Raw genomic sequence first — 14,452 nt, forward strand, 5'->3', positions numbered from 1 at the left:
AGGCCGGACAGCGGTCAGGGCCTTGGGTGCGTGCTCTGTGTGATTGGCCGGATCCTTCTCGTGGAGAAGTACCTGGAGAGTAACTGGAGGAGTACCTGTACGAATACCCCACGAGTACCCCTGGACGGGGCCCCCGGACACGACCCGAGGGGCGGGCCTCGCCACACGCTGTCAGGACGCGTGGGGAGGCCCACCCCTCGGGCGGCTTCGGTACGGCGGCTACTGCGGGGTCATCCGGTCGACCATGTCCGGGTGCTCCTTCAGCCACGTGGCGACCGATTCCTCCTCGTGGCCCTGGCCGCCCTTGTTGATCTCGGCCTCCAGCGTGCCGAGCTCTTCCTCGCTCATCTTGAAGTTCTTGATCCACTTCGTGAGCTGCGGATACTGCCCGGGGAACTCCTTGTTGGAGATCGTGCGGATCGTGTTGCCCTCGCCGAAGAGCTTCTTGTCGTCCTTCAGCTTGGTCAGGTCGTACTGGCTGTACGCCCAGTGCGGCGACCACAGGACGACCGCGACGGGCTCCTTCTTGGCGTAGGCGCGCTTGAGCTCGGCCAGCATCGCCGGCGTGGAGCCGTCGACGACGTCGTACTCCTTGTCCAGGCCGTAGCCGGGCAGGACCTTCGTCTTGAGCAGGTTCATCTCACCGGTGCCCGGCTCGATGCCGATGATCTTCCCGTCGAAGAGGTCGGCCTTGCCCTTGAGGTCCTCGTAGGACTTGACGTCCTTGACGTACGAGGGCACCGCGACCTCCAGCGAGGTCGGTTCGTACCAGGTGCCCAGGTCCGCGAGTTTGTCCTTGCTCTTGTCCCAGTAGTTCTTCTGCGCGTAGGGCAGCCAGGCGTCGAAGTTGAGGTCGAGGTCCCCGGAGGCAAGGCCGGTGTAGACCGGGCCGACGTCCATCTGCTTGAGGTTCAGCTTGTAGCCGCGCCGCTCCAGGACGTTCTTCCACAGGTAGGTGACGGCGATGTCCTCGTCCCAGGGGAACCAGGCCACGTCGATGGGCCGCTTGGCCTCGGCGGGGGTTGACCCGGAGCCGCTCGCCACCGGGGCCAGCTTGTCGACGACGCCGGGGTTCTTCTTCAGCCAGGCGCGCACGGCGTCCTGCTGCTTGCCCTTGCCCGCCTTGTTGATCTCGGCTTCCAGGCTGGTGAGCTGCTTCTCGTCCATTTTGAAGTTCTTCAGCCACTCACCGACGACCGGGTTCTGGTCCGCGAAGCCCTTGCGGGCGATCGTGTGGACGCCGTCGCCCTTGCCCCAGGCGCCCTTGGGGTCCTTGAGCTTCTTCAGGTCGTAGTCGCTGTACGCCCAGTGCGGCGACCAGAGCGTGACGACGATCGGTTCCTTCTTGCTGTAGGCCCGCTTGAGCTCGGCCAGCATCGCCGGCGTGGAGCTGTCGACGACCTTGTACTCGGTGTCGAGGCCGTACTCCTTGAGGACCTTGCTCTTGAGCAGGCTCATCATGCCGGCGCTGGACTCGATGCCGGTGATCTTCCCCCCGAAGGTGGCGGCCTTGCCCTTGAGGTCCTCCAGGGAGTCGATGCCCTTCATGTAGGAGGGCACGCTCAGCTCCAGGGAGGTCTGGCCGTACCAGGCACCGAGGTCTTCGAGCTTGCTGCCGTACTTCTTCCAGTACTGCTCGTGGGTGGTCGGCAGCCAGGCGTCGGTCTGGAAGTCGACGGTGCCCTGCGCGAGGGAGGTGTAGAGCGGCCCGGCGTCGAACTGCTTGGCGTCCACCTGGAAGCCGCGCTCCTCCAGGATCTCCTTCCACAGGTAGGTGGAGGCGACGCCCTCGTCCCAGGGGATGTAGCCGATGCTGATCTTCTTGCCCTGGCCGACGTCCTTGGAACTGGCCACGGAAGTGGTGCCGCCGTTGCCGCCGAAGATGCCCATGCCGCCCGCCACCAGGGCGAGGACGACGACGCCGATCACGGCGATCTGCGGGCGCGGCCGGTACGACCAGACCTTCAGGCCCTGCGCGGCGCGTGCCTTGGCGGCGGCGCGGCGGCCCTGCGGGGAGACGTGAACGCCCAGGGCGCTGGTCATGCGGTCGAGGTAGATCGCGAGGATCACGATGGCGACGCCGGCCTCGGAGCCGAGGCCGACGTTGAGCTGGCCGATGGCCTCGTTGACGTCGCCGCCGAGACCGCCGGTGCCGACCATGCCGGCGATGGCCGCCATGGACAGGCCGAGCATGATGACCTGGTTCACGCCGGCCATGACGGTGGGCAGCGCGAGCGGCAGCTGGACGCGCAGCAGTGTGTCGCGCGGCGTGGTGCCGAACGCCTCGGCGGCCTCGACCAGTTCCTTGTCGACCTGCCGGATGCCCAGCTCCGTCATGCGCACACCGGGGGCCAGCGCGAAGATCAGGGTCGCGACGATGCCGGCCGGGGCGCCGGTGCCGAAGAACAGGATCGCCGGGATGAGGTAGATCATCGCGGGCAGCGTCTGCATGAAGTCCAGCACCGGCCGGACCAGTCCACTGACCCGGTCGGAGCGCGCCGCCCAGATGCCCACCGGCACGGATATCACCAGCGCGATGAGCGTGGCGACGAGGACGAGCGACAGGGTCACCATCGCGTTGTCCCACAGTTCGAGGGAGTCGATGAAGGCGAAGCCCGCGAAGGTGAGGACACCGGCCAGCGTGCCGCGCAGCCAGAACGCGAGCACGGCGAAGATGCCCGCGAGGATCAGGGGTTCGGGCGCCTGGAGGACGGCGTTGATGCCGTCGTAGGTGTCGGTGAAGACGGTCTTGAGGAAGTCGAAGAGCCAGGACATGTGGCCGAGCAGCCAGTTGACGGCGTCGTTGACCCAGTCGCCGAGCGGAATCCTAGGCACGGGACACCACCTTGTCCCCGCCCTTGTCCCGCGGGGAGTCGCAGGCTTCGGGGTCACCCTGCTCGTCGCCCATGAAGCCGACGAGGCGTTGCCTGGGTACGCGACCGACGAGTTTCCGTTTCGCGTCGAGGACGGCCACGGGATGCGTCAGACGGGCGCTGATCGCGCAGAGTTCGGCGAACGGGGTGTCCGGCGTCGCGGTCTCGCAGCCGCAGCTGACCTCGTCGCCGACGACGTCCGTGTCCATGACGGACGAGGCGGTCAGCACGCGGGAGCGGTCGACGTCCTTGGTGAAGGAGGCGACGTAGTCGTCGGCGGGCCGGATGAGGATGTCCTCGGCCGTGCCGATCTGAACGATGCGGCCGTCGCGCATGACGGCGATGCGGTCGCCCAGGCGCATGGCCTCGTTGAGGTCGTGGGTGATGAAGACGATCGTCTTCTTCAGGGAGTCCTGGAGCTGCAGGAGCTGGTCCTGCATGTCGCGGCGGATCAGCGGGTCCAGCGCGCTGAAGGACTCGTCCATGAGCAGCAGGTCGGCGTCGGTGGCGAGGGCGCGGGCCAGGCCCACGCGCTGCTGCATGCCGCCGGACAGCTCGTCGGGCCAGGACTTCTCCCAGCCGGCCAGGCCGCACAGGGCGAGTGCCTCGGCGGCACGCGCCTCGCGCTCGCGGCGGGGCACGCCCTGGACGGCCAGGCCGTAGGCGGCGTTCTCCAGGACACTGCGGTGCGGGAAGAGCGCGAAGTGCTGGAAGACCATGCTGATCTTCCTCGCGCGGACCTTGCGCAGTTCGCGGTCGGAGAGCGCGGTCAGGTCATCGTCGTCGAAGCGGACGCTGCCCGCGGTCGGCTCCAGGAGGCCGTTGAGCATGCGCAGCAGCGTGGACTTGCCGGATCCGGACAGGCCCATCACCACGAAGATCTGCCCCGGTTCCACGGTGAAGGAGGCGTCGATCACCGCCGCGGTGGTGCCGTCGGCACGCAGCTCCTCCCGGTCGGCACCCTGTCGGAGCCGTTCGACTGCCTCGTTCGGTCGTCTGCCGAACACCTTGTACAGCGCTTCGGCCTCAAGTCTGGATGACACACGTACCTCTTGTCTCGGCGGCCAGGGCGGGGCGAAGGGCCGCCAACAGTTGAATGCGCAACCGGCATCGCTCCGGAAGCCGCACCTGCCCTTGCCCTTCAGGGCCAAACGCCCAGGCGGCGCAGTTCACAGGACGTTTACGCGCGAGAAGCTCTGCGTCACCGACGGGTCTCTGTCAGTGCCGTACGGCATGATGCGTGGCGTGACCGGACGACTGATGCTCCTCGACACCGCCTCGCTCTACTTCCGCGCCTACTTCGGCATGCCGGAGTCCGTGAAGGCCCCGGACGGCACACCGGTGAACGCCGTGCGCGGGCTCCTGGAATTCATCGACCGCCTGGTCAAGGACCACCGCCCCAACCACCTGGTGGCCTGCATGGACGCCGACTGGCGCCCCCGGTGGCGGGTCGAGCTGATCCCCTCCTACAAGGCACACCGCGTCGCGGAGGAGCGCCAGGCCGGGCCCGACGAGGAGGAGGTGCCCGACACGCTCTCCCCGCAGGTGCCGATCATCGAGGCCGTCCTCGACGCGCTCGGCGTCGCGCGCGTGGGCGTCGCGGAGTACGAGGCGGACGACGTGATCGGCACGTTCACCGCGCGGGCCAAGGGCCCGGTCGACATCGTCACCGGCGACCGGGACCTGTACCAGCTGGTGGACGACGAGCGCGAGGTGCGGGTGCTGTACCCGCTCAAGGGCGTCGGCTCGCTGCAGCTGACCGACGAGGCCTGGCTGCGCGAGAAGTATGGGGTCGACGGCAAGGGGTACGCGGATCTCGCGCTGCTGCGCGGCGACCCGAGCGACGGCCTGCCGGGGGTGCCCGGCGTCGGTGAGAAGACGGCGGCGAAGCTGCTCGCCGAGTTCGGCGACCTGGCCGGGATCCTTGCCGCGGTCGACGACCCGAAGGCGAAGCTCACGCCGGCACAGCGCAGGCGACTGGACGAGTCGCGGCCGTATCTGGCAGTGGCGCCCAAGGTCGTCAAGGTCGCGGACGACGTTCCGCTGCCGGATGTCGACACGGCACTGCCGCGAGTGCCGCGCGATGCCGTGGCGCTGAACGAGTTGGCCGCCCACTGGGGATTGGGTGGATCATTGCAGCGGCTGCTCGCGACGCTCGTCGCGTAGGCGGCGTAAGCGGCGCAGGCGCCGCGCCGGGGTTGAAAGTCCCTAACAGAGAGGTTCATGGACCTCTCATGTGGGGGGTATTCACTGGGGGAAGGTGTTAACTTAGGTAAGCCTAAGCAAAGGGAACTGGGAGGCCGCCATGGCAGAACGACCGGGACGACAGCCGCGCAGGCCCCACTTCGCGCAGGTTCTCCGCACCGAGCGGCTGACCCCGCACATGCAGCGCGTGGTGCTCGGCGGCGAGGGTCTGGCCGACTTCTCGGCGGACACCTGCACGGACCACTACGTGAAGATCCTGTTCCCGGCCGAGGGCGTGACCTACCCCGAGCCCTTCGACATGCAGCGGATCCGTGAGGAGTTCCCGCGCGAGCAGTGGCCCGTGACCCGGACGTACACGGTCCGCCACTGGGACCCCCAACACCGCGAACTGACACTGGACTTCGTGATCCACGGCGACGAGGGCCTCGCCGGACCGTGGGCCCTGCGCGCCCAACCGGGTGAAAACGTCTGGTTCATGGGCCCGGGCGGCGCCTACACCCCCGACCCGACCGCCGACTGGCACCTGCTCGTGGGCGACGAGAGCGCGCTGCCCGCGATCGCCCGTTCCCTGGAGGCACTGCCCGACGGCGCCCGCGCCCACGCCTTCATCGAGGTCGCCGGGCCGGAGGAGGAGCAGAAGATCGACTCCGACGTGGAGGTCGTCTGGCTGCACCGCGGCGAGGGCCGCATCGGCGACGCGCTGACCGAGGCCGTACGGGCGCTGGAGTTCCCCGAGGGCCGCGTACACGCGTTCGTGCACGGCGAGGCACACTTCGTGAAGCAGCTGCGCCATCTCCTGCGGGTCGAGCGCGGCGTCACCCGCGAGGACCTGTCGATCTCCGGCTACTGGCGGCTCGGCCACAACGAGGACGGCTGGCAGGCCTCCAAGCGGGAGTGGAACGCAGCGATCGAGGCGGAGCAGGAGGGGGCGACGCCCGTCGCGTAGGACGGCTGGTCGCCCAGGAACCACTGAAGTGGCGGCACCTTTCGAGGTGCCGCCACTTCACTGTCTCGGCCACGGAAAACGGGCGCGACATATCGCGACTTACCGCGCGCCCCGCGAGCGTGAGCACTTGGGCCCGCACCGGACACGGCGACGTGACGCCACCGAAACAGCGTCTGCCTAATTTCTGTCGCTCGACAGGAATTCAGCGCGAAGGCAGGTGCCGCCGTGACGACAACCACTCCGTCCGACGTACGCCCCGATCCACCGCACTCCCCCGACGACCGTTCCCTCACCGAGTTCGGCTACCCCCAGGAACTGCACCGCAGCCTGGGCCGGTACGCGTCCTTCGCAGCCGGGTTCTCCTTCATCTCCGTTCTGACGACCGTCTTCCAGTTCTTCGCCTTCGGGTACGCGTTCGGCGGCCCCGTCTTCTTCTGGACCTGGCCGGCGGTACTGATCGGGCAGCTCCTGGTGGCCGCCTGCTTCGCCGAACTGGCCGCCCGCTACCCCATCTCCGGCGCCATCTACCAGTGGTCGTCCCGGCTTTCCAACCTCACCTTCGGCTGGTTCGCCGGCTGGATCATGGTGATCGGGCAGATCGTGGTCGTCGCGGCGGCCGCGCTGGCCCTCCAGATCGTGCTGCCTGCGATCTGGTCCGGCTTCCAGCTGATCGGCACCGACCCGGCGCCCACCTCGGCGGACGGCGCGGCCAACGCGGCCGTGCTCGGCGTGATCCTGCTGGCCCTGACCACGCTGGTGAACGTCCTCGACAACCGCGTGATGTCCGTGATCAACCGCGTCGGCGTCACCGCCGAGATCATCGGCGCGGTACTGATCATCGTCCTGCTGCTCACCCACTCCGAGCGCACCCCCGGCATCACCTTCCACACCGAGGGCGCCGCCCAGTCCGGCCTGCTCGGAGCCCTGCTGGTGGGCTCCTTCGCGGCGGCGTACGTGATGATCGGCTTCGACAGCGCGGGCGAGATGAGCGAGGAGACCCGCGGCCCCCGCCGCACCGCCCCCCGCACGATCCTGGTCGCGCTCGGCGCGGCCGGTCTGCTCGCCACTCTGATCGTCCTCGGCGGCCTGCTCGCCGCCCCCAGCCTCACCGACGGCCGCCTGGCCGCCGAGGGCCTGAGCTACGTCCTCACCAGCAGCCTGGGCGACGGCGTCGGCCGCGTACTGCTGGCCGACGTGGTGGTGGCGATCGCCGTGGCGACCCTGGCGATCCAGACGGCCGCCTGCCGGATGCTGTTCTCCATGGCCCGCGACGGCCAGCTCCCCTTCTCCCGCCGCCTCGCCAAGGTCAACCCGCGCACCGGCATGCCGAGCGCCCCGGCCCTGGTGGTCGGCGTCCTGGCGGCGGCCGTGCTGCTCCTCAACTTCGCCTCCCCGGAGGCGTTCCTGGCCATCGGCACCACCTGCATCGTGATGCTGTACCTGGCCTACGCGATGGTCACCGGCCCGCTCCTGGTGCGCCGCCTGCGCGGCGAGTTCACCGTCGAAGGCACCGACGAGACGGGCGCCCGCCTCTTCTCCCTCGGCCGCTGGGGCATCCCCGTCAACGCGCTCGCCCTCCTGTACGGCCTGTTCATGACCGTCAACCTCGCCTGGCCACGGGCAGCGGTGTACGACCCGGCGGGCGGGCACTGGTACTTCCAGTGGTTCACCGTGCTGTTCCTCACCGTGACCGTGGCGATCGGCCTGGCCTTCCGGGCGTACCGGGCCCGTACGCCGGTCGCGGAGGCACCCGAGGCGGTCGCGGCCTGAAGACCGGGGCCACGGCGTACCCGCTTACGCTTGCCCGTGATGACACGCAACCACCGGATCCCGCCCTCTCCCCTGCCGCAGCGCGAGGGGGTGGATCCGGTGCGGGTGCGGCTGCCCGTCGAGGGGCCGTGGGTCACCGTGCGCGCTCACCTGGCGGAACGGCTCTCCGGAGCGGGCGCCGGCGTGGTCGACGGGATGTTCGACGCGGGGCGGGTCGTCGGGGCGGACGGGCGGGCGGTGGCCGCCGACGCGGCGTATGTGCCGGGGATGTTCGTGTGGTTCCACCGGGACCTGCCGGCCGAGGTGCCCGTGCCGTTCCCGATCGAGGTCGTGCACCGCGACGAGCACATCGTCGTCGCCGACAAGTCGCACTTCCTGGCCACCACCCCGCGCGGCAGCCATGTCACCGAGACCGCACTGGCCCGGCTGCGCCGGGAGCTGGACATCCCCACACTCGGCGCCGCACACCGGCTCGACCGGCTCACCGCCGGGCTGGTGCTGTTCACCGTACGGCCCGGGGAACGCGGCGCGTACCAGTCGCTGTTCCGGGACCGGCTGGTGCGCAAGGAGTACGAGGCGGTGGCACCGTACGATCCCGCGCTCGCCCTGCCCCGGACCGTGCGCAGCCGGATCGTGAAGGAACGCGGGGTGCTGGCCGCGTACGAGGTCGAGGGCGAGCCGAACGCGGTCAGCCGTGTCGAGCTGGCCGAGCACGGCGGTCCCGGCCTCGGCCGCTACCGGCTCACTCCCACGACCGGGCAGACCCATCAGCTGCGGGTCCACATGAACGCGCTCGGTGTACCCATCCTCGGCGACCCGCTCTACCCGGTGGTGACCGGCCCCGTGCCGGCCGGTGACTTCCGGCGTCCGCTCCAACTGCTGGCGCGGAGCCTGGAGTTCACCGATCCGGTCACGGGGGTGGCGCACCGGTTCCGGAGTCCGAGGACTCTCGAGGCGTGGTCCTCCTACGACGAGTGGGCCGGTCAGTAGCCGCGCCACCAGCGCAGGAAGCGCCGCCAGGCGCCCATCGGCCGGACCGGTTCGGGCGTCGGCGCGAGGGCGGGCTGCGGCGGGACCGCGGCCGGCTGGGGCTGCGCCACGGCCGCGGGGGCCGGCTGTGGCGGGTGGGTGCCGACGTGCCAGGTGGATCGCTGCGAGGGGACCGCGGCGTGGCCGGGCTTCTCCATCACGTCCTGCTGCGGCTTGGGGTCGAACCGGACCGGCAGTTCCACCAGGTGGCGCGAGGCGATCGACTCGGCCCAGCCCAACTCGTCCTCGTCGCAGTCGAGTTCCACGTCCGGCAGCCGCATCAGCAGCGCGTCGACACCGGTGTCCGCGATCGCACGGCCGATGTCCTGGCCGGGGCACTCGTGCGGTCCGCCGCCGAAGGCGAGGTGGGAGCGGTTGCCCTGCATGTTGGCGGTCAGGTCGGGACGTACCCGCGGGTCGATGTTGCCCGGCGCGATGCCGAGCAGCAGTCCGTCGCCCTTGCGGATGCGCTGGCCGCCCAACTCCGTGTCCTGCTTGGCGAAGTAGGCGAAGACCGAGCTGAACGGCGGCTCGTCCCACAGGGACTGCTCGACCGCCTCCGGCACCGTCATCTGCCCGCCGCTGAGCTGGGCGCGGAAGCGCGGGTCGGTGATGACCATGCGCAGCACGTTGGAGAGCAGGTTGACCGTGGCCTCGTAGGCCGCGAAGAGCACGAGGCGCAGGTGCTCCCTGACCTCGTCGTCGGTCAGTCGCGCCGGGTGGGTGATGAGATGGCTGGTGAAGTCCTCCTCGGGCTGGGCGCGGCGGCGGGCGGTGAGCCGGCTCAGCGCGTCCATGACGTAGCCGTGGCTGGCGATCGCGGTCTCGGTGCCCTTGAGCGCGTCGCGGGCCGCCTGCACCAGCCGGTCGCTGTACTCGTCGGGCATGCCGAGGATCTCGCACATCACGGCCATCGGGAGGTGCTCGGCGAACTCGCTGACGAGGTCGGCCGTGCCCTCCTCGCAGAAGCGGTTGACGAGCCGCTGGGTGTGGCGGTTGATGTGGCGGCGGGTGCCACGGTGGTCGATGGTCGACATGGCGCCGGTGACCGCGCCGCGCAGCCTGAGGTGCTCGTCGCCCTCGGCGTGCGAGGCGATGGGCTGCCAGGCGATGTGCGGCATGAGCGGGTGGTCGGGCTTGACCATGCCCTCCTGGAGCGGGGTCCAGATGCGGCTGTCCCGGCAGAACTGCGAGGGCGTGCGCAGCATGTGCAGGTTCTCGGTGTGCCCGAGGACCACCCACATCGGTACGTCGTCGTGCAGCAGCACGGGCGCCACCGGGCCGTGCTCGTCCCGGAGTTGCTCGTACAGGGAGCCGAGGTCCTCCGCCTCGGGTCCGTAGAGCCGGTGCAGTCCGCCGGGTCCGCGGCCGTGGGCTGGGCAGCCGGGCGGCGGGGCGAGGGAGGGGTCCGTACCGGTCAGGGAGTGGGATTCAGGCGTCACAGTGGTCGCTCCGAAGTGGATCCGGTTGCCGTGTCTGTCTGCGGGGCTGTCTTGGGCTGGGGAGCCGTGTCCGGCCGGGGCCGGCGCGTCGCGGCGGGTGCGCGGTCATCGTCGTAGCGCGCCCGTCATCGCGAGGGAGTGCAGGAAGCGCATGAGGGTCATCAGCGTGTCCCGGCTGGAGGCGCGGCGGCGCGCGTCGCACTCGATGATGGGGATGTCCTCGCTCAGGTCGAGCGCCGTGCGCAGGTCCTCGACGGGGTAACGGGGCCCGTCCGGGAAGGAGTTGACGGCGACCACGAACGGCACCCCGCGCTCCTCCAGGCGTCCCATGACGTCGAAGCTGACCTCGAGGCGGCGGGTGTCGATCAGCACGACCGCGCCGAGCGCGCCCTCGAACAGGCCGTTCCACAGGAACCAGAAGCGTTCCTGGCCGGGGGTGCCGAAGAGGTACAACACCAGCTGGTCGGTGATGCTGATGCGGCCGAAGTCCATCGCCACGGTGGTGGCCGTCTTGGTCTCGGAACCGTAGTTGTCGTCGACCCCGACGCCGGCCTGCGTCATGGTCTCCTCGGTGGTCAGCGGTTTGATCTCGCTGACCGAGCCGACCATGGTCGTCTTGCCGACCCCGAAGCCTCCGACGATGACGATCTTCACCGCGGCCTGGGCGGTCTGCGGGAGTTGGTCCTCTGTTCGTGGACCCGTGATGGTGTCAGAGCTTTTGAAGTCCATGCATCACCGCTTCGAGGAGGGAACGGTCGGCCAGCGCCTGGCGGATGATCGGGGCGCGTGCCGTCACCAGTTCGGCCGTCAGCAGCTCGGTGAGCAGGACGGTCACCACGCTGAACGGCAGACTGAGGTAGGCCGACAGTTCGGCCACGGACAGGGGAGCCGTGCACAGCCGGAGCAGCGCCGCCTGCTCGGGCGTGGCGGAGGGCGGTGGGTCGGCGCGCGCCACGATTAACGTGACCAGGTCGAGCTCGACGCGCTCGACGCCGTCCGGTCCCGTGATCACGTACAGCCGCTCGGGGTTCTTCTTCTGCCCCTCCGGCGGTTCCTGTTCCTCCCGCGGGGGTGGTTGCGGAACGGGTTCTGGCTTGGGGAATCGCCGCTGGCGTTGCGGAGGAGTCATACGGTCTGGCCGTTGCGCCTGGGCTGACTGGTGAGGTGCTCGCCGATCCGGATCACCAGGTCGCTCATGCGGGCGCTCATGAAGCCGGGTTCGGCGCGTACGTCGGAGAGCACCGCGAGGTAGGCGTTGGCGCCGGCGGCCATCAGGTAGAAGTAGCCGCCGTTGATCTCGATGAGGACCATCTTCATCTCGCCGTCGCTGCCCGGGATCTCCTGGGCGACGGCGGTCGCCAGGCTCTGCAGGCCGGCGCAGGCCGCGGCGACGCGGTCGGCGGTGTCCGGGTCGCCGCCGTGGCGGGCGATGCGCAGGCCGTCGGCGGAGAGCACCACGATCATCTGGATGCCCGGTACGCCTTTGGCGAGGTCCGTGAGCATCCAGTCGAAGTTGCCTCGCTGCTGGATCACTTGAGGTTCCCCTCGTCGTCGGCCTCGACGTGGGCCGGTTCATTGGTCGGCTGGGTGACTGCGGTGGAGCCGGGGCGCTTGAGTCCGTCGAAGAACGCCTGGACCCACTGGCCCGGTGGGGGTTCGGGCGCCTTCTCGGGCTCCGGCTCGGGTTCGGGCTCGGGCTCCCGCTTGGCGGTCGACCAGATGGTGGGCCGGCCCTCCCGTTCCGCCTGTTCGATGGCGGCCTGTTCGGCGTACCGCTGGGTGAGCGAGGTCTTGACCCGGCTGCGGCGCTGCGGCAGTCCGTTCGCGGTCCACTCGGTGACCTCGGGGACGTCGTCCTCCAGGGCGAGCGCGGCCGTGATCTTGGGGCTGGTGGGGCGGCGCTTCTTGATCGTGCGCTTGGGACCCGGGAGGGCACCGAGGTCGACCTGGGGGACGGCGGTGGCGCCGATGCCGTGGGCGAGTCCGACGCCGGGCTCGGAGGTGAGCATGTCGCTGGGCACGACGAGGATCGCGCGGACCCCGCCGTACGCGGAGGCGCGCAGCGACACCTGCATGTCGTACGTCTTGCAGAGCCGGCCGACGACAGCGAGGCCGAGGCGCGGTGACTCGCCGAGGTCCTGGAAGTCGACGCCCGCCTTGGCGCGCTCCAGCATGCCCTCGGCCTTGGCGCGGCTCTCCTCGCTGAGGCTGACGCCGGCGTCCTCGATCTCGATGGCGACGCCGGTCTGCACCTCGGTGGCGGTGACGTGCACCTTGGTCTGCGGCGGGGAGTATCGGGTGGCGTTGTCGAGGAGTTCGGCCGCGGCGTGGATGACGGGCTCGACGGCGGTGCCCTTGACGTTGACCTTGGCGATCGAGGAGAGGTCGATGCGCCCGTACTCCAGGATCCGCGACATGGCGCCGCGCAGCACGCTGTACAGCGCGACGGGTTCGGGCCACTGACGGCCCGGCCGGCCGCCGCCGAGGACGGAGATGGAGTCGGCGAGCCGCCCGATCAGCGCGGTGCCGTGGTCGATGCGCAGCAGGTCGTCGAAGACCTCGGGGTTACGGCCGTGGTCCTCCTCCATCTCGCGGAGTTCACTGGCCTGCTGGTGGACGATCGCCTGGACGCGGCGGGCGATGTTGACGAAGGAGCGCTGGGTGGAGTCGCGCAGGACCTCTTCCTGGTCGACGATCTTGAGCACCGTCTTGATCAAGGACACCTGCGCCTCGGGGAGATCGCGCCAGGCGGGGTCCATGTCGCCGAGGTCACGAATCACCTCTCCGGGGGTACTTCCCCGGCGCAACCGGTCCAGCGCGGCCGGCGCGATCTCCTTGGCGAGGCGGGTCATCTCCTCGTCGTGGGCGGCGATCCGCCGTTCCAGATACGCGGTGTGACGGATGTGTTCCGCGCGCAGGTCTCGTACTTCGCGGCGGCGCCGCATCGCTTCGGCCGCCATCGCGATCACCAGCAGCGTGGCGACGGCTCCGCACGAGCCGACGGCCACCCGGGCCGGTTCCGTCACTACGGCGACGGCGGCCCCGGTCGCCGCGGCCATCAGTATGGCGGGCAGCAACAGCACGCGCGCGTACGGAAGTTCGCGGCGACTGGGAGGAGATTGAACACTCACCATGTGGGCCCTCTGAAACAAATCGGCTGGGGGTCGGGGGAGCGTGCAGGGGGGTATGTCATGGATCTGTCGGGATCTTCGGTATTTTTGGGAACAAACGCACGAATACATCTCAACTCGGTGCGCTGCGGGCGAGCTTAGTCCGACCGGATCATCGCCGTGTCATATTCAGCAAGCACCTGAAATGGGCCCGCGGAGAGGAGTACTCTCGGCCCATTTACACGCTGCGATTCCGTTCGCACACGGTGCGTCACGACGTACGGGCATGCGAAAACACTCACCGTGACGAGTGAAGTGCCCCTGAAGGACCGGTGCGAGGAGCTTCAGACCCCCGCGATGCGCAGCGCGGCGTCGGCCGTGGCCTCCGCGAACGCCGACACGGGTCGCTCGGGATCGGAGCGGTGGACGAGGATGACACCCTCGATCAGCCCGAACACGAGGTCCGTGCGCAGGTCGAGCTCGCTCTTGGCGAGCGCGCCGCCCGCCTCGGTGGCGGCGAGCAACTGCCGGTAGGCGTCCTTGAGTTCGGCGCGTACGGCGTGGAAGCCGGCGAACCGCTCGGCGCGCACCTCGGGCAGCAGATAGAGGACGCCGAGGTTGTGCGGTCCGCCGCACAGCACCTCCACGTCGGCCCGGCACAGCTCCCACAGCCGGTCCTCGGCCGGGGTGGCGTCGTCGGCGAGGAGTTCCCGGGCGCACGCCAGCGAGGGCGTGACCGTGGACTCCAGGAGCTCGGCGAGCAGCTCCTCCTTGCCGGAGACGTAGTGGTACATGGACGCCTGCCGCATCCCGGCCCGCTCGGCGACGACCCGGGTGGAGGTGGCCGCGTAGCCGAGCGTGGTGAACAACTCCGCGGCGGCCAGGAGGAGTTCCTCGCGCGGTTCGAGTCCGCTGTCCGGCCGCTGCGCGGCCCGCGGCCTGCCGACCCGTCGGCTCCGGTCTGCGCCTGCTGTCCCCATGCGTTCGATCCTCGCACACGCCCGCCCGTGGCGATCTTCGTGAGGGCCCGGTAACCGAGCGGCAACAGTGCGGCAATGCCCGTGACCCGGCCCGCCC

General features: G+C 69.8%; 12 protein-coding genes. 4 read left to right on the plus strand and 8 right to left on the minus strand.

Features of this window, described 5'->3' with window-relative positions; all coding sequences use genetic code 11:
- Window positions 1–219 precede the first annotated feature (219 nt).
- Both AC5P09_RS04405 and AC5P09_RS04410 read right to left on the minus strand, forming a co-directional pair.
- Entirely contained in the window at window positions 220–2,835 is a 2,616-nt protein-coding gene (locus tag AC5P09_RS04405; RefSeq protein ID WP_493872525.1) for an ABC transporter permease/substrate binding protein, read from the minus strand.
- Entirely contained in the window at window positions 2,828–3,916 is a 1,089-nt protein-coding gene (locus AC5P09_RS04410; RefSeq protein WP_493872526.1) for a quaternary amine ABC transporter ATP-binding protein, read from the minus strand. Before AC5P09_RS04410 ends, AC5P09_RS04405 begins: the two co-directional genes overlap by 8 nt.
- A gap of 193 nt (window positions 3,917–4,109) precedes the next feature.
- On the opposite strand from AC5P09_RS04410, the gene AC5P09_RS04415 reads away from it, so the two are divergent.
- The 4 genes from AC5P09_RS04415 (at window position 4,110) to AC5P09_RS04430 (ending at window position 8,784) form a co-directional block, all read left to right on the plus strand.
- On the plus strand, window positions 4,110–5,039 hold the full coding sequence (locus tag AC5P09_RS04415; RefSeq protein WP_493872569.1) for a 5'-3' exonuclease: 930 nt from the start codon (window positions 4,110–4,112) through the stop codon (window positions 5,037–5,039).
- Between the two features lie 139 nt (window positions 5,040–5,178).
- Complete coding sequence (locus AC5P09_RS04420) at window positions 5,179–6,024, plus strand: siderophore-interacting protein (protein WP_493872527.1); 846 nt, start codon at window positions 5,179–5,181, stop codon at window positions 6,022–6,024.
- A gap of 225 nt (window positions 6,025–6,249) precedes the next feature.
- Entirely contained in the window at window positions 6,250–7,794 is a 1,545-nt protein-coding gene (locus tag AC5P09_RS04425; RefSeq protein ID WP_493872528.1) for an amino acid permease, read from the plus strand.
- 39 nt (window positions 7,795–7,833) lie between these two features.
- Window positions 7,834–8,784 carry an RluA family pseudouridine synthase gene (locus AC5P09_RS04430; protein WP_493872529.1) on the plus strand — a complete coding sequence of 317 codons (951 nt, stop codon included), beginning with the start codon at window positions 7,834–7,836 and terminating at the stop codon, window positions 8,782–8,784.
- Here the strand turns inward: AC5P09_RS04430 and AC5P09_RS04435 are convergent.
- The 6 genes from AC5P09_RS04435 to AC5P09_RS04460 form a co-directional block, all read right to left on the minus strand.
- Complete coding sequence (locus tag AC5P09_RS04435; RefSeq protein WP_493872530.1) at window positions 8,778–10,265, minus strand: cytochrome P450; 1,488 nt, start codon at window positions 10,263–10,265, stop codon at window positions 8,778–8,780. The genes AC5P09_RS04430 and AC5P09_RS04435 overlap by 7 nt on opposite strands.
- 105 nt (window positions 10,266–10,370) lie before the next feature.
- Complete coding sequence (locus AC5P09_RS04440) at window positions 10,371–10,994, minus strand: GTP-binding protein (protein ID WP_493872531.1); 624 nt, start codon at window positions 10,992–10,994, stop codon at window positions 10,371–10,373.
- The gene (locus AC5P09_RS04445) at window positions 10,975–11,394 is read right to left on the minus strand and encodes a DUF742 domain-containing protein (protein WP_493872532.1); all 420 of its coding nucleotides are present in this window, start codon (window positions 11,392–11,394) and stop codon (window positions 10,975–10,977) included. Before AC5P09_RS04445 ends, AC5P09_RS04440 begins: the two co-directional genes overlap by 20 nt.
- On the minus strand, window positions 11,391–11,798 hold the full coding sequence (locus AC5P09_RS04450) for a roadblock/LC7 domain-containing protein (protein WP_493872533.1): 408 nt from the start codon (window positions 11,796–11,798) through the stop codon (window positions 11,391–11,393). Before AC5P09_RS04450 ends, AC5P09_RS04445 begins: the two co-directional genes overlap by 4 nt.
- Window positions 11,795–13,399 carry a sensor histidine kinase gene (locus tag AC5P09_RS04455; RefSeq protein WP_493872534.1) on the minus strand — a complete coding sequence of 535 codons (1,605 nt, stop codon included), beginning with the start codon at window positions 13,397–13,399 and terminating at the stop codon, window positions 11,795–11,797. The genes AC5P09_RS04450 and AC5P09_RS04455 overlap by 4 nt, the downstream gene beginning before the upstream one ends.
- A gap of 320 nt (window positions 13,400–13,719) precedes the next feature.
- On the minus strand, window positions 13,720–14,355 hold the full coding sequence (locus tag AC5P09_RS04460; protein WP_493872535.1) for a TetR/AcrR family transcriptional regulator: 636 nt from the start codon (window positions 14,353–14,355) through the stop codon (window positions 13,720–13,722).
- Between the last annotated feature and the right edge of the window lie 97 nt (window positions 14,356–14,452).

The sequence above is a fragment of the Streptomyces sp. a15 genome (assembly GCF_059026085.1).